This window comes from Streptomyces gelaticus (assembly GCF_014649535.1).
Taxonomy (GTDB): Bacteria; Actinomycetota; Actinomycetes; order Streptomycetales; family Streptomycetaceae; genus Streptomyces; species Streptomyces gelaticus.
Map to the genome: position 1 here is coordinate 314,080 of NZ_BMTF01000004.1, position 20,432 is coordinate 334,511.

The 20,432-nt window shown below is 72.3% G+C and carries 14 protein-coding genes; 5 read left to right on the forward strand and 9 right to left on the reverse strand.

Going from position 1 to position 20,432, the window contains the following annotated elements; all coding sequences use genetic code 11:
• Positions 1-170 precede the first annotated feature (170 nt).
• Complete coding sequence (locus IE107_RS08270) at positions 171-1,646, forward strand: glucoamylase family protein (RefSeq protein WP_189542661.1); 1,476 nt, start codon at positions 171-173, stop codon at positions 1,644-1,646.
• A 123-nt stretch (positions 1,647-1,769) separates the two neighbouring features.
• On the opposite strand, the gene IE107_RS08275 is transcribed toward IE107_RS08270, so the two are convergent.
• The gene (locus IE107_RS08275; RefSeq protein WP_373302412.1) at positions 1,770-2,825 is read right to left on the reverse strand and encodes a glycoside hydrolase family 18 protein; all 1,056 of its coding nucleotides are present in this window, start codon (positions 2,823-2,825) and stop codon (positions 1,770-1,772) included.
• A 142-nt stretch (positions 2,826-2,967) separates the two neighbouring features.
• Here IE107_RS08275 and IE107_RS08280 point away from each other — a divergent pair, with 142 nt between their 5' ends.
• The gene (locus IE107_RS08280; RefSeq protein ID WP_373302415.1) at positions 2,968-4,866 is read left to right on the forward strand and encodes a TPM domain-containing protein; all 1,899 of its coding nucleotides are present in this window, start codon (positions 2,968-2,970) and stop codon (positions 4,864-4,866) included.
• Between the two features lie 168 nt (positions 4,867-5,034).
• On the opposite strand, the gene IE107_RS08285 is transcribed toward IE107_RS08280, so the two are convergent.
• The 6 genes from IE107_RS08285 to IE107_RS08310 form a co-directional block, all read right to left on the reverse strand.
• Entirely contained in the window at positions 5,035-7,566 is a 2,532-nt protein-coding gene (locus IE107_RS08285; protein WP_189542921.1) for a SpoIIE family protein phosphatase, read from the reverse strand.
• A 193-nt stretch (positions 7,567-7,759) separates the two neighbouring features.
• On the reverse strand, positions 7,760-8,188 hold the full coding sequence (locus tag IE107_RS08290) for an ATP-binding protein (protein WP_189542663.1): 429 nt from the start codon (positions 8,186-8,188) through the stop codon (positions 7,760-7,762).
• A gap of 421 nt (positions 8,189-8,609) precedes the next feature.
• A complete protein-coding gene (locus IE107_RS08295) occupies positions 8,610-9,014 on the reverse strand; it encodes an NUDIX hydrolase (protein ID WP_189542923.1) in 405 nt (134 codons plus the stop codon).
• Positions 9,015-9,153: 139 nt separating this feature from the next.
• Positions 9,154-9,336, reverse strand: a complete 183-nt coding sequence (locus tag IE107_RS08300; protein WP_229866764.1) for an SPOR domain-containing protein — start codon at positions 9,334-9,336, stop codon at positions 9,154-9,156.
• A gap of 786 nt (positions 9,337-10,122) precedes the next feature.
• Positions 10,123-10,875: a GntR family transcriptional regulator gene (locus IE107_RS08305; RefSeq protein WP_189542667.1), complete on the reverse strand. Its 753-nt coding sequence runs from the start codon at positions 10,873-10,875 to the stop codon at positions 10,123-10,125.
• Between the two features lie 279 nt (positions 10,876-11,154).
• A complete protein-coding gene (locus IE107_RS08310; RefSeq protein ID WP_189542669.1) occupies positions 11,155-12,738 on the reverse strand; it encodes a S8 family peptidase in 1,584 nt (527 codons plus the stop codon).
• 246 nt (positions 12,739-12,984) lie between these two features.
• Here IE107_RS08310 and IE107_RS08315 point away from each other — a divergent pair, with 246 nt between their 5' ends.
• Together IE107_RS08315 and IE107_RS08320 are read left to right on the forward strand one after the other, a co-directional pair.
• A complete protein-coding gene (locus IE107_RS08315) occupies positions 12,985-14,082 on the forward strand; it encodes a threonine synthase (RefSeq protein WP_229866765.1) in 1,098 nt (365 codons plus the stop codon).
• A 103-nt stretch (positions 14,083-14,185) separates the two neighbouring features.
• On the forward strand, positions 14,186-16,813 hold the full coding sequence (locus IE107_RS08320) for a discoidin domain-containing protein (protein ID WP_189542673.1): 2,628 nt from the start codon (positions 14,186-14,188) through the stop codon (positions 16,811-16,813).
• Between the two features lie 69 nt (positions 16,814-16,882).
• Here the strand turns inward: IE107_RS08320 and IE107_RS08325 are convergent, their stop codons facing one another.
• Together IE107_RS08325 and IE107_RS08330 are read right to left on the reverse strand one after the other, a co-directional pair.
• Positions 16,883-17,383, reverse strand: coding sequence for a levansucrase (locus tag IE107_RS08325; RefSeq protein ID WP_189542675.1), 501 nt, complete (start codon positions 17,381-17,383; stop codon positions 16,883-16,885).
• A 97-nt stretch (positions 17,384-17,480) separates the two neighbouring features.
• Positions 17,481-18,377 carry a peptidoglycan recognition protein family protein gene (locus IE107_RS08330; RefSeq protein WP_229866766.1) on the reverse strand — a complete coding sequence of 299 codons (897 nt, stop codon included), beginning with the start codon at positions 18,375-18,377 and terminating at the stop codon, positions 17,481-17,483.
• Positions 18,378-18,583: 206 nt separating this feature from the next.
• Here IE107_RS08330 and IE107_RS08335 point away from each other — a divergent pair, with 206 nt between their 5' ends.
• Complete coding sequence (locus IE107_RS08335; protein ID WP_189542677.1) at positions 18,584-20,161, forward strand: SDR family oxidoreductase; 1,578 nt, start codon at positions 18,584-18,586, stop codon at positions 20,159-20,161.
• Positions 20,162-20,432 lie beyond the last annotated feature (271 nt).

Sequence of the window (20,432 nt, forward strand, 5' to 3'; positions counted from 1 at the left end):
TCCTTGCGGACCCTGTGCCCGCGTGCGGCGCCACTCGTGTCCTGCCCTGCTCACGAGCGGCGGCGCACGCGGGTGCCGTACGCAGCACGGCGCCCCGCGCCCGCAATCACGACCGACGAACGAAATCCGTCCACCGCCCACAGTCGGTGGCTCTTCTTCGAGGGGTTCTGATGAACCGTCGTACGTTTCTCACCGCAGCGGGGACAGGGGCCGCCGCCCTGTCGCTCGGTGCCTTGACCGCACCGGCGGCGGGTGCCGCCGCCCAGCCCGTGCGTGGCTCGGACTCCCCGTTGCTCCTTCGCTGGTTCCGCGACACGTATCGCTCGATCGAGGCCATGACGACCGACTTCGGTCTCGCCGTCGACAAGATCGACGTCAGCGGGCCCGGCACCCCCGTGCAGTCGCGTCAGACCTCCCCCACCAACATCGGCTGCGGCCTCTGGTCGACCGTGGCCGCCGCCGGGCTCGGCGTGATCGACGACGCCACCATGCGCCGCAGGCTGGAGCACACGGTGCGGGCCGTCGAGAAGCTGGAGCGCCACCACGGCTTCTGGCTCAACTGGTACGACGCGCACGACGGTTCGGTCCTCACCCGGTGGCCCGGCACCGGCGATCCGGTGCGCCCGTTCCTGTCCTCCGTCGACAACGCCTGGCTGATCACCGGTCTGCGCATCGCCGCCGACGCCGCGCCCGCGCTGCGTCCCCGGATCGCCCGCATCCTGGCCACCGCCGACTGGTCGTACTACTACACGCCGTACGACCCGGCCGACCCGGTCACCGGCCCCGGCCAGCTGCGCGGCGGCTTCTGGACCGACACCGGCGAACCCACCGGCCACCACTACGGCGCGCTCAACACCGAGCCCCGGATGGCCAGTTACCTGGGCATCGCGGACGGCTCGCTGCCCGCCGACCACTACTGGCACCTGCTGCGCACGATGCTCCCCGAGCACGAGCAGGAGCAGCACCCGCAGGGCGGCTACGTCGCCATGGACGGCGTGCGGGTCTGGCAGGGGCACTACACCCATCGCGGCCGGAAGATCGTGCCCAGCTGGGGCGGGTCGATGTTCGAGGCCCTGATGGTGCCCCTGTTCGTGCCGGAGGCGCAGTGGTCGCCGAGTTCCTGGGGCCTCACGCACCAGCGGTACGTCCGCAGCCAGATCGAGCACGGCATGCAGGAGGCCGGGTACGGGTACTGGGGCTTCTCCCCCGCCAACATCCCCGAGGGCGGCTACCAGGAGTACGGCGTCGACGCGATCGGGATGCAGGTCGACGGCTACGCCTCCAACACCGACCGTACGTACACCAAGGACGGCGAACCGCTGCCGCCCGCCTCGGCGTTCACCAACGGGGTGGTCACTCCGCACGCCTCCTTCCTCGCGCTGCCCTACGCCCCGGACGAGGCGATCGCCAACCTGCGCGCGCTCGACCGCGACTTCGGCGCCTATCACGCGGGGTACGGTTTCCGGGACTCCGTCAACGTCGGCACCGGGCGGGTCAGTGACTACCTGCTCGCGCTCGACCAGGGCATGATCGCCGCGGCGCTGGCCCAGGCGATCCGCCCCGGCCTGCTCCAGCGGCCGTTCCGGACCGGTGGATTCCGGTCGAAGGTGCGACCGCTGCTCGCCAAGGAGCGGTTCTCCATCTGAACCGCCTGAAGGCGTGGCGGTGTACCGGTCCGGGGCGGAGCGCTCGGGGCCCGGCCCCGGCCCGGTACGCCGCCGCTCGGAGCGTCCAGCCCCGCGAGCCGCGAGGCCTGCTGCCGGACGCTCTCAGTTCCAGCCCGCGCGGTACGCCGCCCAGTCGCCGTCGCGCGCGGCGAAGTCGACGTAGAGCGCGACCCCGAACCGTTCACGGCCGCGGTCCGTGCGCCCCAGTCCCAGCCGGGTGCCGCGCACCGCGGCCTCGACCGTCTCGGCGGATTCGTGGTGTCCGAGGTCGCTCTCGTGGAAGAACGGCAGCCCCATCAGCAGGTCGGTGTCCTTCGGCGTCACTTCGAGGGCGAGCGCCGTCTGGTGGGCGACATAGCCGCCGAACATCCCCTCCAGGGGCATCCAGGTGTCGTACGACATGACGGCGATCTGGTCGACCCGGCGCGCGACCTGTCCGAAGAACTTCTGCGACCACCACTTCTCACTGCCGCTGAGCGCGCCGATCACGCTGTGTGCCGCCGGCAGCGGGTCGATCTGGTGGGCGGCGACCGACAGCCGCGCGCCGCGCGCCCCGGTGAGCGCGCCGAGGTCGTCGAGGAGCGAGAGGTAGTGACGGTCGCCGGAGTGCAGCGGTTCCAGGTCGAAATGGACGCCGTCGAACCCGGCGTCCAGGATCTGCCGGGCCGAGGCGACCACGGCGGTGCGGGACGCGGCCCGCTCCAGGCGCAGCCCGTCGGGCCCCTCGGTGGCGAGTACGTCGCCGAGCCAGGCCTGGACCCGGATGCCGGGCAGGGTGCGGTGCACGGCGTCGAGCAGCCACTTGGCCCGGGGGTAGCGGCCGGCGGGCAGCGTGCCGTCGTGCTCCAGCGGTCCGGCGTGGACGTACAGGTCCTTGATCCCGGTCCCCTCGATCCGGGTGGCGAAGGCGGCGAGGTCGGCGTCGTCCTTGCGGCCGTCGACCCAGGCGTGGCCGAGCCAGATGGCGTCGCGGCCGCGGGTGCGGGTGCCGTCGCCGGGGTCGCCGGAGTAGTTGAGCCGCAGGGTGACGCCCGCGGTGAGGACCGGCACCACGATCACCAGGACCGCTCCCAGGGCGATCCTTCTCGGCCAGGCCCACCGGTACCGGGCCGCCCGTCCCCGTATCTGCCCGCCCAGGTGCCTGATCCCCGTGAGCACGTCCGTCTCCCCCTGTGTGCCGGTGTGCCGTCGTCGCCGTACGAGGGCATCATGGCGCACTGCTCGGGGGACGACGGCGGGGCGGGTCGCCGGGTCGCGGGTGACGGAGGGTGGACATAGCCTCACAGACGTGACGCCGCTCGTGAGTCGTACCCGGATATCCGTACCGGGCCGGGCCCTTCTCGCCGCGCTGCTGACGGTGTGCTGGCCGGCCCTTCCCGCAGCGACGGCCGCTCGCTCCGACGGTCCCGTCACGCTGTCCCGGGACCAGCTCGTCGTCGCCGCCCACGACCGGCAGTATGCGTACACCGTCGAACAGGACTCCCGGCTCACCGCCGCGCAGCTCGACGACGTGGCGCGGACGGCGATCGGGCCCGCGCCCCGGGAGAACGACTGGGCCGGTGCGGCGATCGGCGTGGCGAACGGCCACTCCGCCGTGCCGGCCGGCAAGGCCGTGCCCACCGCGGCCTTCACGCCCGGGGCCGCCGATCCCGGAACCGGCGGTTCCGGCGGGACGAGCGGGGCGGACCTGATCCTTCCGGTGGCCGTCGTGGGCGGGGCGGCAGCGGCGGCCGGCTATGCGTACGTCCGGCGCAGGCGGCGCGCCACGACCCGTACCACGCCCGGTGCGAAGGGCTGGGGCCCCGCATCCGGCGGGCCGGGCGGGCCGCCCGCGCCGACTCCGCTGCCGGAGCTGGACGCCCGCGCGAAGGAGGTGCTGGTGGAGACCGACAACGCGGTCCGCACCAGCGAGGAGGAACTGGGGTTCGCCACGGCCCGGTCCGGCGAGGAGGCGGCGGCCCCGTTCGCGGAGGCCGTCGGGTACGCGAAGGGTGAGCTGACGGCCGCGTTCCGGCTGCGTCAGCAGTTGGACGACGCCTTTCCCGAGGACGACGCGACCAGGCGCCGGATGCTGGACGAGATCATCGGCCGCTGCGCGGGCGCGGATTCCCGCCTGGACGCCGTGGCCGAGGACTTCGACCGGCTGCGCGGCCTGGAGCGCGACGCCTCGCAGGCCCTGGTTACCGCCGAGACGGCGTTCCGGGCGCTCGCCGGGCGGGTCCCCGCGGCCGAGAGCGCACTGGCCGCGATGCGCGAACGGTACGCGCGCTCCGCGTCGGCGTCCGTCGCCGGTGAGATCGAGCAGGCCAAGGACCGGCTGCTGTTCGCCACGTCGAACCTCAACCGGGCCCGGCAGTCGGTGGACGGCGCGGACCACGCAACCGCGGCGGTCCACCTCCGGGCCGCCGAGGGCGCCGTCGACCAGGTGGCCACCCTCGTCGACGCCGTGGACCGGCGGGCCCGGGAACTCGCGGAGGCTGCGGACCGGCTGCCCGGCGCCCTCACCGGGGCGGAGACCGACCTGGCCGAAGCGGTCGGGCTGCTCGAAGGCACCGGGAACGGTGCGCCGGCCGCAGCTCTGCGGGGCCTGATCGCCCGTGCACGCTCGGTGCTCGGCGATGTGCGGGAGGAGATGGAGGCCGGTCCGTACGACCCGATCGATGCGCTGCGCCGGGTGGAGGTGGCGGACGCGCCGCTGGCCGGGGCCCGTGAGCGGGAGCAGCGCGACCGGCGGGCGCTCTCCCTCCTGGACGGGGCGACGCTCACCGCGCGTTCGGCGATCGCCGCCGCGGCCGACTACATCACCACGAACCGGGGGGCGGTGGGCAGCCGGGCCCGGACCCGTCTGGCGGAGGCCCGGCGGCGGCTGGACCGGTCCCGCGAGCCGGCCGGATCTCAGGATCCGCAGGGCGCGCTGGCCGAGGCGCAGCAGGCGGACTCGCTGGCGGGCCAGGCCCGGAGCCTGGCCGAGCAGGACGTGCGCTCGTACGGGAGCGGTCCGTGCGGTGGCCGGGCAGGGGACGGCGGGACGGCCGGCGCGGTGCTCGGCGGGATCCTTCTCGGCGGGCTGCTGGGCGGGGACGGACGCGGCGGGGGTTACGGAGGAGGCTTCGACGGGGGCCGCACCGGGGGCGGCGGGCCGGGCAGCTTCGGCGGCGGGGGCACGCGCGGCCGGCGCGGTGGCGGCGACCGTTTCTGAACCGTCGGCAGGAACGACGGACGCGGCGCGGGGCTTCATGCGCGGGGAACGCGCACGGAATCCACCGGAGAGTACTCGGCACTCGGCACTCGTACAAGGAAAGGTCCATCCGTGCCCAGCCCCGTACAGGCCCGGCCCCGTACAGGCTCGGCCCGGTACGGGCTCGGCTCAGTACATGCTCAGCAGCTGCTCGATCGAGAGTTCGGCGGCGGGCTCCCCGTCGGGCAGGGCCAGTTCGAACCAGACGGTCTTGCCGCGCGGCATCCGCCTCGACCCCCAGGCCTCGCTCAGCAGTCCGACCAGCTGGAGTCCGCGCCCGCCCTCGTCGGTGTCGCGGGCCCGCCGCCGCCGGGGCTGGACGAGTCCGGCGTCCCACACCTCGCACACCAGGGTGCGGTCGCGCAGCAGCCTGAGCCGGATCTCGCCCTCTCCGTACCGCAGGGCGTTGGTGACCAGCTCGCTGACCAGTAGTTCGGTGGTGTCCACCAGGTCGTCCAAGCCCCAGGCGAACAGCCGGCCACGGGCCAGTTCGCGGGCGCGGCCGACGGAGCGGGGCTCGCGGGGCAGCCGCCAGTCGCCGACCGCCTCGGCCGGCAGTCCCTGGATACGGGCCACCAGCAGGGCGATGTCGTCCTCGCCGTGCCGGGTGTCGAGGGTGGTCAGTACGTGGTCGCAGAGTTCCTCGACCGGCCGTCGCGGGTCGACGAGCGCTCCGCGCAGGGCGTCGAGCCCCTCGTCGAGCGGGTGGTCGCGGGATTCGACGAGCCCGTCCGTGTAGAGGGCGAGAACGGAGCCCTCCTTCAGCTCGACCTCGACCTCCTCGAAGGGTTCGCCGCCGACGCCGAGCGGCATTCCGGGCGGGACGTCGAGCAGCAGGGCGGCCTTGCCCGGTTCGGCCACGGCGGGCGGGAGGTGGCCCGCGTTGGCGAAGGTGCACCGCCGGGTGACCGGGTCGTAGACCGCGTACACACAGGTCGCCAGATAGACCTCGGAGAGGTCCGCCTCGCGGGACTTGTGGGCGGCCCGCGAGGGCCACTGGGAGCCGCCGCCGGAGGCGCTGCCCCCACCGGGGGTACCGAGTCCGCGGGCGACCTCGTCGAGCGCGGAGAGCACCTCGGCGGGTTCCAGGTCCAGGAGGGCCAGGGTCCGTACGGCGGTGCGCAGTTCACCCATGGCCACGGCGGCCCGCAGCCCGCGGCCCATCACGTCGCCGACGACGAGGGCAGTGCGGTGGCCGGGGAGTTCGATCACGTCGAACCAGTCGCCGCCCACTTCGGTCGCCGTGTTCCCCGGGAGGTAGCGGCAGGCGATGTCGAGGCCCGCGGCGACCGGGTCGCCGGGCGGCAGGAGGCTGCGCTGGAGGATCAGCGCGCGCTCGTGCTCGCGCCGGTAGAGGCGGGCGTTGTCGATGCAGACCGCGGCGCGGGCGGCGAGCTCGGTGGCCAGTGCCCGGTCCCGCTCGCCGAAGGGTTCGCTGCCCTTCGTACGGGAGAACTGCACGAGTCCGACCACGGTGTCGTGGGCGACCATCGGCACGGCGAGCGTGGACTGGACGAAGCCCCGGTCGTCGCCGAGCACGTCCTCGACATGGCCGGTGCGCAGGGCGATGGCGCACGGCGAGCCGAACGAGAAACGGTGTACGGAGCCGAGCTCGGGCGAGCCGGTGTCCGCGGCGATGCCGGGCAGGGCGTCCGACACCGCGCTGGCCTGGGCGACGCGGCGCAGTTCGGCGGAGGTGCCGACGGATTCCTGACGGAGCGAATCCCAGCTCCCGGGCGGTGCGTCGTCGCCGGTGAGCAGCCCCTGGTAGAGGTCGACGGAGGCGAGGTCGCAGAAGCCGGGCACGGCGACGTCGAGCAGTTCGCGGGCGGTGGTCTCCAGATCGAGGGAGTTGCCGATCCTGGCACTGGCCTCGTTGAGCAGGGCGAGGTTGCGGCGGGCGCTGGCGGCCTCGCGGGCGGCGATGTGCCGCCGGGTGACGTCGGTGGCCAGTCCGGCGACACCGATGGGGCGGCCGGAGCCGCTGTGCACGCGGTAGAGGTTCATGGACCAGTGGCGGCTGCCGGGTTCGCCGGGCGCGGTGCCGATGAGCTGGAGATCGGTGACGGAGGTCCCGGTCGCCAGGACGCGTTCGATGGTGGCGTTGAGCCGGTCGGCCTCGGGGCCGGAGAGGTAGTCCTCGACCGTGCGGCCGCGGTGGTCCTCGGCCCGGCCGCCGAAGACGGTGGCGAAGCGCTGGTTGGCCCGGATGACCGAGAGGTCGGTACCGAACAGCACGAAGCCGAAGGGAGATTGGCCGAAAATGGCCTGTGAGGCAGCAAGGTCCGTCTCGATGTGGCGCAGCGCCCGGACGTCCACGACGATGCAGAGCGCGGCCCGTTCCCCGCCGGCCGTCTCGCTCGGCATCACATAGATCTCGGCGAGCCCGTGCACACCGTTCTCGCCCGGTATCCGGAAGGGGACGAGGCCCGTCCACTCCTTGCCGTCGAGGATCTCGCCGACCTTGTGGCGGCCGTCGGTACGCAGTTCGGCGGGCATGAATGCCTCGACCGGGTCCATACCCACCGCTTCGGCCGCGGCAATGCCGAAGAGGCCGGCGGCCCGGCGGCTCCACTGCTCGATCAGGCCATCGGGGCCGATCGAGAAGGAGGCGACCCTGATGTAGTCATAGATCGAGCCAGGCGGGCTGCTCTGCCACACGACGTCGCCCGCTGTCCCAGGTATTTCGCTCACGCGACCGTCCCCTCCAGCTCACACACCGGACCGGTCCTGCCCGCAGTATTCAGCACTCCGGCCCCAACCGACACGGCGTTCACGATCACAGCACGGTCTCAGTCGCTTTCAGCCAGCTTCTGGCCGACCCTTGGTGATCGCCGTCCGTCCCACCCCACTCCTAACCAGGCAGGGCCAGCTCGAACCACACGGTCTTGCCGGTCTTTCCCCGCCGGGTCCCCCAGCGGCGGGCCGAACACGCCACCAGCTGCAGCCCCCTGCCCCCTTCGTCCTCGGGTCCAGCGGCGCGCTCGGTGGGCGGATCCGGAAGCGGATCGGAGACTTCCACGAGCAGTCCGGGGTGGGCGGCGGGGCCGTCACCATTGGGATGAGGGCGCACCAGCCGCACGCCGATCGGGCCCGATGTATAGCGCATCGAGTTGGTCACCAACTCGCTGACCAGCAGAACCGTCACATCTCCGACGGCCGTGTCGAGGCCCCAGGCACTCAACGCCTCATGGACGGCGTGCCGTGCGGATCGCACGGCGCCCGGCACAGCCGGAAAGGTCCACTCGGCGCAGTCGCCTTCACTGTCGATCACGCCGATCACTTCCCAAGACCAGCAGCGGGGAACACCCTGTTTACAAGGGCTATTCAGCACATACCCGATATTCGTTATGAATTACCGCCAGGATCGACACGTGGGGCGTACGGGTGTATGGCCGCGCACACGAACGGATGTCCACCAGGGGAAGGGGCGCACGAGGCGACCGGTACGCGCCGCCGCCACGGCGTTTGCCCCGGTCAACCACCTCCCCGGCGCCCCGGCGCGCGCCGGTCCTCCGGCACCGCTGGACGACGCCCCGCTCCGGGCTGCGAAGTCGCGGCGGGCCGTGCGCAGTTGACGTACGCAACCCACGAGGTGGGAGCCGGTGACCGGGCGGTTCGCCGGTGCCCGGCGACGGCTGCCGGTGAAGTACCCCGGCCCCCGCGCCACTTGGCGGCGGAGGCCGCGGGCGGGCGGGGCCGGATCAGGCCAGCGCGCCCGCGGCCTTGAGGTCGTCGAAGAGCAGTTGGTCGACCGGCGGGACGAGCGGTCGGTCGGCGTAGGAGAACCACGCCATCTCCTCGATCTCGCTGCTGACGGCCAGCGTCCCGCGGTACTCGCCGGCGTAGCAGCTCATGCGCACGACCACACCGTCCGGATGGCCGTGTGCCTGCGCCTCGTACGTGCCCATATGGGAGACGGTCGCCGGGAGGATGGCCACGGCCAGCTCCTCCTCGACCTCGCGCAGCAGGGTCTGCAGGTCGGTCTCCGCGCCCTCCCGCTTGCCGCCGGGGATGTAGAAGACGTCCTTGCCCCGTGGTCGCGCGCAGAGAATCCTGCCGTTCTCCACCCGCACCCACGCCACCGTGTCGATGAGGACCGACATCATTCCGCCTTCGTTCATGTACAACCCGGACGGACAGGACCTTAGCGGGGCCGGACGGCCGGCCCGTCGGACGCACATCCGCCTACGCCGGAGCGCGACCGCCGCCCCCGCCGTACTCCTCGTCGTCGCCCCGCGGCCGCCCCTACGGCCGGGTGCTCGACTCGGCCCGCTCCACCCAGTAGAGCTGCTTGTGTCCGTGCTCATCGAGCTTGTCGGCCATCCTCTGGGCCTCGCCCTGCGTGGCGTACTTGCCGACGCGGTAGCGATTGCCGTTGTCGTCCTGCCTTATCACCAGCCACGGGAGGGCGGCAGTACTGTCGCTCATCGTGTCCCTCCCCAGCATCGCGCCCCTCCCTCGAACGTCGTGCAGGTCACTAAAGATCCCCAGGAAACCGCAGTACGCATATGCCCGAGCGTACGCCTGACCTTCACGCAACGGATACGTAATTACACAAAGAGGCACCGATCCGGTCGACAAGTGGGGCACACCCGGCTGGACGCGCCGCGACAGACGCCCCCGCACTTCGCGCAGGCCGGGGCGATCGAGGCGTCGGCGAGGAAGACGATCGTCGCGACGGCGCCCGTCACGGCGGAGAGGACCGCGGCGGCGGAGGTCGCGGCGAAGAGGATGCGGCGAAGGGGGATGCGGCGTGTCCGCCGGTGAAGCCGGAGACGAAGACGATCGAGGCGCGGTCGCACAGCCGGCGCAAGGGGCGATCGGGCCGAGCGCGGGGCCCGCACCCCTTTCCCGGCGACCAGCGCCCGAAGAAGTGCCGCGTCGCACAACGGGGGGAGTCACCCTCCCGGGCCCCGGCGGCGGGCTCCGCGCAACCGCGGGCCGGGCCGGGACGGGACCGGAGCATCCACCTCCAATTTCCGCGCCCGTGCGACCGGCGGCCGAGGACGGCCCGGTCGGCGCCCGGACGTCGCCGGTGCGACTGCGTCCCGTCATCGGCGCCTTCCCGCCCCTGCTCGCCCGGCCCGCGGGTACGGAACGGACGACAGGAACGGGACATGACAACCTCATACAGCCGGCGGTGTCCCGTCGGTCACGGGAACCGGCCGGGCGTCAGCACGCCGCCACCGCCGGATGGCGCTCTGCGCGTACCGGTCACCGGACCGGGAGGTGGTAGGCGACCCGGAACCGGTCGGCGGGCACCACCACGTCCGCCGTCTCCACCGGGCGGCCCGAGGCGTAATACGTCCGCTCGATCACCATCACCACATGACCCGGCACACCACCGAGCGCCAGGAGCTCCTCCGCCAGCCCCGGGCGCGCGCCGACCTGCTCGGCCACGTTGTCCACGACGACATCGATCGCGGCCATCCGCTCGACCACGCCACAGCCGCCCAACGGGCCCTCCTCCGGCAGCATCACCGGCGTACGCCCCGTCACGGCGAGCGGCTCCCAGGAGGTGGAGAGCATCATCGGCTCCCCGGCCTCGCGGAAGGTGTATCTCGTACGCATCACCCGGTCATCGGGCTCGATGCCCAGGCGCTCGGCGATCTCCGCGCTCGCCCCCTCCTGTTCACTGCGGGACTCCCACGTCCCGTGCACCCCCTCCGCCGTCTGTTCCTGGCGGAACGGACTGGCACCGGCCGCGGACCGGTAGCCGGAGCGGGCGATCCGCCGCGGAACGGGCCGCTCGCGCACATAGGTACCGGAACCCGAGCGCCCCTCCACCAGGCCCTCGGCCATCAACACCTTCCGCGCCTCCAGCGCGACGGTGTCCGAGACCCCGTACTCCTCGCGGATACGGGCCTGCGAAGGCAGGCGCGTATGCGGCGGCAGCGAACCGTTGACGATCTTCTCTCTCAGGTCGCTTGCAACGCGCAAATACGCGGGCTGCTCACCGAAAGTCACAGGCCACTCCCAACAGGTTGACAGTCTGCAACAGGGTGACAACCGTGGGTTGTGAACCGCAAGCGCAGGCCAAAGATTCACCCGAAGTGATGATTTGCCCTGTCCTCACGCATGTCCGACCCTCGGCCACCAGAGGGTTCTCGGCTCTCCCCTCGCACCGCCCCCTCCACCGGTTCACCACAGCCGCGTTCCTCCCCGCACGGAAGCGGGGCGGCCGCCGAAGCAGCCGCCCCACCTGTTCCATGCGTCACGGACGCGGCGTCATCCGATCCGCCGCCATCAGAACTGCAGGCCCCAGGAGTTGAGTTTCCCGGTGTCCGCCGCCGCGTTGTCGCTGACCCGCAGCTTCCAGGTGCCGTTGGCCACCTCCGACGAGGCATTCACCGTGTAGGTGGTGTTCACGTTGTCGGCGCTGCCACCGCTCCCGTACGCCTTCAGGTTGTAGACCGACCCGTCGGGCGCGACCAGGTCGATCCTCAGGTCGCCGCTGTAGGTGTGCGTGATGTTCACGGGCACGCTCAGCGCGGCCGGCGCGTTGCCGGTGACACCGCTGACGGTGATCGGCGACTCGACGGTGGAGTTGTCGTTGATGGTGTAGCTCGTCGTGCTCTCGAACTTCTTGCCGCCCGGCGGGGTGGTGGAGCCGCTGCCGACGTTCAGCAGGCGGTTCGGCGAACCCGTGCCCGGGTTGCTCACCACTCCGGTGCTGGCCGCCGCGACCAGTCCGGCGGAGACCTGGGCCGGGCTTTCGCTCGGGTGGTCGGCCAGGTAGAGGGCCGCGGCGCCGGCCACGTGCGGGGTCGCCATCGACGTACCGGAGATCGTGTTGGTGGCGCTGTCGCCGCTGTTCCAGGCCGAGGTGATCGACGAGCCGGGGCCGAAGATGTCCAGCACGCTGCCGTAGTTGGAGAAGCTGGAGCGGGCGTCGGTGCTGGTGGTGGAGCCGACCGTAATGGCCTCGGTGACCCGTGCCGGGGACTTCGTGGAGGCGTCGGTGGACTCGTTGCCCGCGGCGACGGCGTAGGTGATGCCGGACGCGATGGACTTGCGCACGGCGGCGTCGAGCACCGAGTCCGCCCCGCCGCCCAGGCTCATGTTGGCCACCGCGGGCTTGACGGCGTTCGCCGTCACCCAGTCGATGCCCGCGACGACCTGCGCGGTCGTGCCGGAGCCGCTGTTGTCGAGGACCCGGACGGCGACGATCTTCGCCTTCTTGGCCACGCCGTACGCCGTACCGGCGACGGTGCCCGCCACATGGGTTCCGTGGCCGTAGCCGTCCTGCGCGGTGTTGTCGTTGTCGATGGCGTCGTAGCCGTACGAGGCCCGGCCGCCGAAGTCGCTGTGGGTGATCCGCACGCCGGTGTCGATGATGTACGCGGTGACACCCGCGCCGCCATGGTCGGGGTAGGTGTAACTCTGGTTCAACGGAAGGGACTTCTGGTCGATCCGGTCGAGCCCCCAGGAGGGCGGCGAGGGCTGGGTGCCGGTGACGTGGAAGGTCCGGTTCTGCACCACCGACTCGACGGCCGGGTCGGCGGCGAACTTCTTCGCCTGGCTCTCCGAGAGCTCCACCGCGTAGCCGTTGACGGCCGCGTGGTAGGTCTTCTTGATCTTGGCGCCGTACTCCTCGGCGAGCGCCCTGCCCTTCGCGGAGCCCGCGTCGGCCGCCGACTCGTCGAGCGTGACGATGTAACTGCCACTGATGGTGCCCGGGGCACCCGCGTTCTGGATCCGGCCTTCTGCCGCCTGCCCGGACGCCGAGGCGGGGAACGCGGCGCTGGAGAGCGCGAGGGCCGCTCCGGCTATGACACTCGCCGCGGCGAGTCTTCGGCGTGCGTGGGGGGTGTGACGTGTCACTGACATGTGGGGGCCTCCTCGATTGCGGTGCTGCGGTGGGGGGTTGCACGTGCTGTCGAGAACACGGAGGGTCAGAATGACGTGGGCATGACATACATGACAGGCATGACAATCGCTTCTTGCCGTTTCCGCGCCGCCCAAGACCCTGCCGACAGCGAAAGATTGACCGATTCTTGGGAAACGCACAAGGGCGCAAAGGGCTCCGCAACACCGTCGCCATGGGGCTGCCACACGCCTGACATGCTGACGGGCATGCCCGCATACATCTGCCCACAGGACGGCACCCGCGCCGACACCACCGCTCTCACCTGGTGCTGCCCGGTCTGCCGCGGCCCCTGGGACCTCGAATTCGAAGCCACCGGCCCGCTCTCGCTCAACTCCCTGACCGGACGCGTCAATTCACTGTGGCGCTACGAGGAGGTGCTGCCCCTCTCCGCGCCCACGACCACGCTCGGAGAGGGCCGCACCCCGCTCGTCCCGCTCACCGGCACGGTCTCGGCCAAGCTCGACTTCCTGATGCCGACGCTCTCGTTCAAGGACCGCGGCGCGGTGATGCTCGCCGAGCTGGCCCGCCGTCTGTCGCCCGAGCGCGTCGTCGCGGACAGCAGCGGCAACGCCGGAACGGCCGTCGCGGCGTACTGCGCCCGCGCCTCGCTGCCCTGCACGGTGTACGTCCCCGAGGGCACGTCCCCGAAGAAGACCGAGCAGATCCGGGCCCACGGCGCCCGCCTGGAGATCGTCCCCGGCGACCGCGAGGCCACCGCGGCCGCCGCCCGTACCGCTGCCGACGTCCCCGGCACCTTCTATGCCTCGCACGTCTTCAACCCGTACTTCCTGCACGGCACCAAGACGTATGTGTACGAGCTGTGGGAGGACCTCGGCGGCCGTCTCCCGGACGCCATCGCCGTACCGGTCGGCAACGGCACCCTTCTGCTCGGCGCCGCCCTGGCCACCGCCGAACTGCACACCCAGGGGCTGATCGACCGGCGCCCGGCGCTGATCGCCGTGCAGGCCGAGGCCGTCTCCCCGCTGGCCGCCGCCTTCCGTGCGGACGCCGGCGGGCTGCTCGACGAACCGGACACACCCGCCGCCCCCACCCTCGCCGAGGGCATCGCCATTCCCCGCCCGCCGCGCGCCCGTGCCATCCTGGCCGCGGTCCGGGAGTCCGGCGGCACCTTCCTCACGGTGACCGAGGATCAGATCCGTACCGCGCAGCTGGAACTGGCCGCCCGCGGGCTCTACGTGGAGACGACGGGCGTCGCCTGCTGGGCCGCGGTCGGCGGCTGGACGGACCGCAGCGTCGTCGTCCCCCTGTGCGGCGCGGGCCTCAAGACCGGTCTCGCCCCCTGACACGGCGGATCACCGGCGCCCGCCACCACACCTGCCGCTCCATCAGCCGATCACCCCGCGCGCCGCGCACCGCCACGCGGCGCGCGCTTCCTACCTTCGTACGGTGAGCCCCTCGCGCAGCCGTCTCCTCACGTCCTTCGCGTCCCTGGTCGCGGGCGCCCTGATCGTGCCTCCGGGCCCCCCCTCGTACGCCGCGACGCCCCCTTCCGCTCCCGCCGCGGCGGCCACCGCCTGCGGCCGCGACACCGATCCCGCCTGGGCGCCGGCCTCCACCCGGTTCGGCGAGACAGCCGGGTACGACCCCTACACCGGCAACGGCTACCTGGGCCACCGGGTGCCCGCCGCGGGCGCCGGATACGCCGCCTTCGAGGAGAAGACCGGCTGGCCGCTGTTCACCCCGCGCTACGACGGCGCCTTCGTCTCCGGTCTGTTCGGGCGCGACAAGGATCTCGCCGCCGGCCGCGAGGTGATCGCCGCGCTGCCGAGCTGGACGAACCTCGACGTACGCGTCGGCGACGAGACCTACGGCTCCGGCACGCCCGGCGGCCGGATCTCGCGCTACCGCCAGACGCTCTTCCTGCGCTGCGGACTGGTGGTGACGTCGCTGCGCTGGACCACGGCCGACGGACGCGCGACCGACCTGACGTACGAGGTGCTCGCCGACCGGTCCGATGTGCACACCGGCGCCGTCCGGCTGCGCATGACACCGCACTGGAACGGCACCGCGACGGTCACCGGCCGCCTCGACCCGAAAGGCGCGCGCCGGCTCGATCTCGACGACGACGGAACGTTCCGCACCCGGGGCACGAGGATCGCGGGCGCGATCGTCCAGACCGTGCGCTCCGGAGGGCCGGGGGCCGGAGCACCGGTCGCGGCGCGGAGCACCCACCGGGTGCGCGACGGGCGTACGTACACCTTCGAGAAGTACGTCGGCGTCGACACCGCGCTCACCTCCCGCGCCCCCCGCGCCTCGGCCCGCGACGCGTCCCGGCGGGCGGCCCGGCGCGGCTGGTCCGGGGTGCTCGCGGCGAACGCGGCCGCCTGGCGGCGGGCCTGGGCCGCCGACATCTTTGTACCGAGCCGTCCCGAACTCCAGAAGTGGCTGCGGGCGGCACAGTACGGACTGCTGGCGTCCACCCGGGCCGGTTCCCGCGACAGCATCGCACCGGCCGGTCTGACCAGCGACAACTATGCCGGAATGGTGTTCTGGGACGCCGAGACCTGGATGTACCCGGGGCTGCTCGCCACCCGCCCCGAGCCGGCCCGCCCGGTCGTCGAGTACCGCTACCGCACCCGCGACGCCGCCCGCGCCAACGCCCGGAAGCTGGGGTACCAGGGCCTGTTCTATCCATGGACCAGCGCGAGCGGCGGGGATCTGTGGTCCGAGTGCCAGAGCTGGAACCCCCCGCACTGCATCACCCAGAACCATCTCCAGGGCGACATCTCGCTGGCCGTCTGGCAGTACTACCTGGCGACCGGGGACCGCGAATGGCTGGCCGGGCGCGGCTGGCCGCTGCTGGAGGGGATCGCCGACTTCTGGGCCTCACGGGCCACCGCCGACAAGGACGGCGGCTACTCGGTGAAGGAGGTCGCGGGCCCCGACGAATACAGCAACGGCGTCACCGACGGGGTCTTCACCAACGCGGTCGCGGCCACCGCCCTGCGCAACGCCACCCGCGCGGCGCGGCTGCTCGGACACCCCGCACCGCCCGAGTGGACGCGGGTCGCGGACGGCCTGCGCATCCCGTACGACCCGGCGCGCAAGATCTTCCTCCAGTACGCGGGCTACGACGGCTCGACGATCAAGCAGGCCGACACGGTACTGCTGATCTATCCGCTGGAGTGGCCGATGGTGCCGGGTGCCGCCGCGGCCACGCTCAACTACTACGCGGCGCGCACCGACCCGGACGGCCCGGCCATGACCGACTCGGTCCATGCGATCGCCGCGGCCGCGATCGGGGAGGCCGGCTGCGCGACGTACACCTATCTCGAACGCGCCGTCCGCCCGTTCATGCGCGGCCCGTACGCCCTGTTCAGCGAGGCCAGGGGCGCGAAGGCGGGCGCGCAGGACCCCCTGTCGGGCGCGCCCGCCGAGGACTTCCTCACCGGGAAGGGCGGGTTCCTCCAGGTCTTCACGCACGGCCTGACGGGCCTGCGGCTGCGGGAGGACGGGGTGCGCCTCGATCCGCTGCTGCCGCCGCAGCTGGGCAGCGGCGTCACGCTGACGGGCCTGCACTACCGGGGCCGGACGTACGACGTCGCGATCGGCCCCCGGACGACAACGGTGCGGCTGACCTCCGGCGCGCCCTTCACCGTCCACTCCCCCACCGGTTCCCGCCTGCTCAGCCGTACGCTGACCCTGCCCACCCGCCGCCCCGACCTCGCCCTGACCACCGACGCGGCCCGCTGCCGTCCGGCGACGGCGACCTCGGAATCCCCCGGCCTGTACGCGTCCGCCGCGGTGGACGGCAGCCCGGCCACCATCTGGTCCCCGGACGGCGCGACGGGCACACTGACGGTGGACCTGGGGCGCGCGACCGCGGTGACCTCGGCCGAACCGGAGTGGGCGGACGTGCGGCCGTCCTCGTACCGCCTGGAGACATCGGTCGACGGCACGCACTGGCAGCCGTACCGTGCGGGAGGCAGGGCCCGTCTGGTACGGCTGACGATCAACTCCGCGAATGCGCAGAAGCCCGCGGGCCTAAGGGAGTTGAGGGTGACGCAACCATGACCGTCAGATTCCGCCCGACGGGCCCGTTCTCCGGGAAGACGGAGAACGGGAGGAAACCGCCCCGCCGCCTCAGCCCTGCGGGTGGAAGTAGCGGGCGCCCTTCTCGATCAGATGCGAGGCATAGATCCGCCCCACGGTCGGCTTCCCCCGGTACATGCCCGCATAGCCCTGCGCGCTGTCCACCACGACCGGGCGTGCGAAGCAGGCGAACTGGTTCCGCTGCTTCTCCTCCGCCCACGCCATAGCGGCCGGATCGATGCGGTCGCTGACGAGGACGGGGAAGGCCGCGACACCCGTCTGCATCCCGATCGGCAGACCGCCCTTGTTCTTCCTGGCGTACGCGAGCACCTGCGTGGTGAATGCGTCGATGACGGGCACGGTGACCTCGGGCACGGCCGCGGCCACGGTGAACAGATGCAGATTGGTGGCCGCCCACAGCATCCGGAAGTCGGCCCGCCGCCCGACGAGGACCGGCACTCCGGACCAGTCCTCCCAGCGCGGGGCGCAGGCGTCGGCCGCCAGCCGGCTCTCGACCGAGGCCAGGTAGTTCCGTATCGACTCTTCGCTCATGGCCGCGATTGTCCACGGACCGGCCCGGCCGGGAAAACCCTGGGACGGCGGACACCGCGCGCACCGTACCCCGGCACACACAGCCCCTGACAGGCCGTCAGCGAATGTTGCGGCGGGGGTTCGCCGGGCTCGCGGTGAGGCGGGCGCCCGAGGCCGCTCGCGAGCGTCTGCTCTGAAGGTCCGCGGCAAGCTTCCGGATCGCGGGGAGCCGTGCGAACAGCGCTTCCCCGGGGCAGCTGGTGGCGAAGCCGTCGCGGTGACCGGAGATGGCGTCGAACTCGGCCGAAGTGCCCTTGGCGTAGCGGCTCTTGCCGTTCGTGGACGTGAGCCGCACCGTTCCGGCCGGGTCGACCCCGCCCAGCCCGAGCTTCCAGGCGGCGAGGGCCGCGATCGCGTGCTCCATGGCCGCTGGCACCGCCACCCCCGGCCCGAAGGTGCCGATGGCCGCGATCCCCGTGGTGCCCTGGTTGAACCCGAGGGTGTGGGAGCCGACGACTGCCCGGTCGGCGCCGCCGGCGCGGCCTTCGTAGATGGTGCCGCACTTGTCGACGAGGAAGTTGTAGCCGAGGTCGCCCCAACTCCGGTCACGGGTCTGACCGGCGTACAGATTGCGCAGGGTACGGGGGACATCGGCGCAGTCGTAGCCGTTGGGGGTGTCGGTGTGATGGATGAAGACCGCCCTGACCCCTCCCGCGTAGTGCGCACGGGGGTCGCGCTTGGTCTCGTCGGCCCGCCACTGCGCACGTGACACGACGGCGGGCCGGGGCACCATGAGGGGCAGAGCCATCGAGGCCGCCCCGAGGGCCGGGAACGGCCGCCCGGCGTCGAGGGCCGACGCGACCGGCCGGCTGCCCGCCTCGGGCCGCCGCACGGAAGGAGCCCCTTCCGGAGCCGCGTCACGGGCGGCTCGCACCTCCGTCAATCCGGCAGGTGCCGCCAGCAGGGGAAGCGCCATCGGAACCGTGGCCCACAGCGCCATTCGGTACAGACGCACAGGAAGAACCTTCCTCGTCTTTCGCCGGGATGCCGGCGGGAGCGCGTATGCCCACAGCTTTGCGGCGGCCGGTCCGCCGCGCGCGCCAGGTTAGTGCAGACAGGCGAGCACGGCGCCACACCCGGGAAGCGAGCCTGCGGCATGCGGATTTCGGCCATGATCGGTCCATACGGGGCCTGCCGGGGCGAGCACATGGAGGCACGATCGTGAGCACGGATGGACAGCGGGACGCGGGCACGGACACGGACACGGAACGGTTGCACTGTCTGGTCACCGGGGCGTCCGGATACATCGGCGGGCGTCTGGTCCCGGAACTGCTGCGAGCGGGCCACCGGGTGCGGTGCCTGGCCCGCACTCCCCGCAAGCTCCGCGACCATCCCTGGGCGGGCGACGTCGAGACGGTGCAGGGCGACGTGACAGACGCGGGCTCGGTCGCCGCGGCCATGCGTGGGATCGACGTGGCGTACTACCTGGTGCACGCCCTCGGTACCGGCTCCGCGTTCGAGGACACCGACCGCCGTGCGGCCCGGGTCTTCGCCGAGCAGGCGCACTCCGCCGGCGTACGGCGGATCGTCTACCTGGGCGGGCTCACTCCACCGGACGTGCCGACCGGGTCGCTCTCCCCGCATCTGCGCTCCCGGGCCGAGGTCGGGCAGATCTTCCTCGGCTCACCGGTGCCCGCCACCGTGCTGCGGGCGGCGGTCGTCATCGGCTCGGGATCGGCGTCCTTCGAGATGCTGCGCCATCTGACCGAGCGGCTGCCGGTCATGGTCACCCCCAGCTGGGTGCGCACCCGCACCCAGCCCATCGGGGTACGGGACGTCCTGCGCTACCTCGTCGGCTCGGCCACCATGCCGGACGACGTCAACCGGGCCTTCGACATCGGCGGCCCCGACGTCCTCACGTACCGGGAGATGATGTGCCGTTACGCCGCCGTCGCCGGACTGCCCCGGCGGCTCATCGTTCCGGTCCCGGTCCTCACTCCGGGGCTGTCCAGCCACTGGGTCGGCCTCGTCACCCCGGTGCCCGCCTCCCTGGCCCGGCCGCTGACGGAGTCGCTGCGTCACGAGGTCGTCTGCCAGGAGCACGACATCGCCCGGTACGTGCCCGACCCTCCGGGCCTGCCGCTGCCGTTCGACGAAGCACTGGCCCTGGCGCTGCGGCGGGTACGGGAGGCCGCGGTCGCCACCCGCTGGTCGTCCGCGGCACTGCCGGGAGCGCCCAGCGATCCGCTGCCCACGGACCCGGACTGGGCCGGAGGCAGCCTCTACCAGGACGAACGGGAGCTGTCGGTCGACGCGTCCCGCAAGGCCCTGTGGCAGGTGATCGAGGGGATCGGCGGCGACAACGGCTGGTACTCCTTTCCGCTCGCCTGGGCGGTCAGGGGGTGGCTGGACCGGTTCGTCGGCGGTGTGGGGCTCCGCCGCGGACGGCGCGACGCCGAGCACCTGCGGGTCGGGGACTCGCTGGACTTCTGGCGGGTCGAGGAGATCGAGCCCGGACGGCTGCTGCGGCTGCGTGCGGAGATGCGGCTGCCGGGCCTCGCATGGCTGGAGATGTACGCCGAGGCCGGCCCCGAGGGACGTACCCGCTACCGGCAACGCGCGCTGTTCCACCCGCACGGCCTGCTGGGCCACGCCTACTGGTGGTCCGTCTCCCCCTTCCACGCCGTGGTCTTCGGCGGCATGGCCCGCAACATCACCCAGGCCGCCGCCAACGGAATGAGCGCACACCGGTCCTCGCCGCACGCCGAACGCGCCCGGAAGAACCGCCCCGGGCGATGAGCCTCACCCGCCTCAGGAAGGAAGCGAAGAAGGCGCACCGAGAGCCGCAGCGGCCCCAGACGGAGCAGAACAACCGCGACTTCGTGAACGACTGGACCCCGCCCGTGATCCTGTCATTCTCGATCGCTATGTACCGATCGCGGTCGACCCGGTCACTCCGAGAAACCGACGGGAAACAACGGAGAACGAAAGAGGCAACAGGCAACACCGCCGAACCCTGATTCTCCAGGCGCGCGTCGTGCCAGACTCACTTTCGGATGCGGACCGAAAC

What these genes read in the sequence shown, in the direction of transcription:
- IE107_RS08270 (WP_189542661.1), top strand. Translation starts at nt 171, where the DNA reads ATGAACCGTCGTACGTTTCTCACCGCAGCGGGGACAGGGGCCGCCGCC.
- IE107_RS08295 (WP_189542923.1), bottom strand. Translation starts at nt 9,014, where the DNA reads ATGATGTCGGTCCTCATCGACACGGTGGCGTGGGTGCGGGTGGAGAAC.
- IE107_RS08300 (WP_229866764.1), bottom strand. Translation starts at nt 9,336, where the DNA reads ATGAGCGACAGTACTGCCGCCCTCCCGTGGCTGGTGATAAGGCAGGAC.
- IE107_RS08310 (WP_189542669.1), bottom strand. Translation starts at nt 12,738, where the DNA reads ATGTCAGTGACACGTCACACCCCCCACGCACGCCGAAGACTCGCCGCG.
- IE107_RS08315 (WP_229866765.1), top strand. Translation starts at nt 12,985, where the DNA reads ATGCCCGCATACATCTGCCCACAGGACGGCACCCGCGCCGACACCACC.
- IE107_RS08325 (WP_189542675.1), bottom strand. Translation starts at nt 17,383, where the DNA reads ATGAGCGAAGAGTCGATACGGAACTACCTGGCCTCGGTCGAGAGCCGG.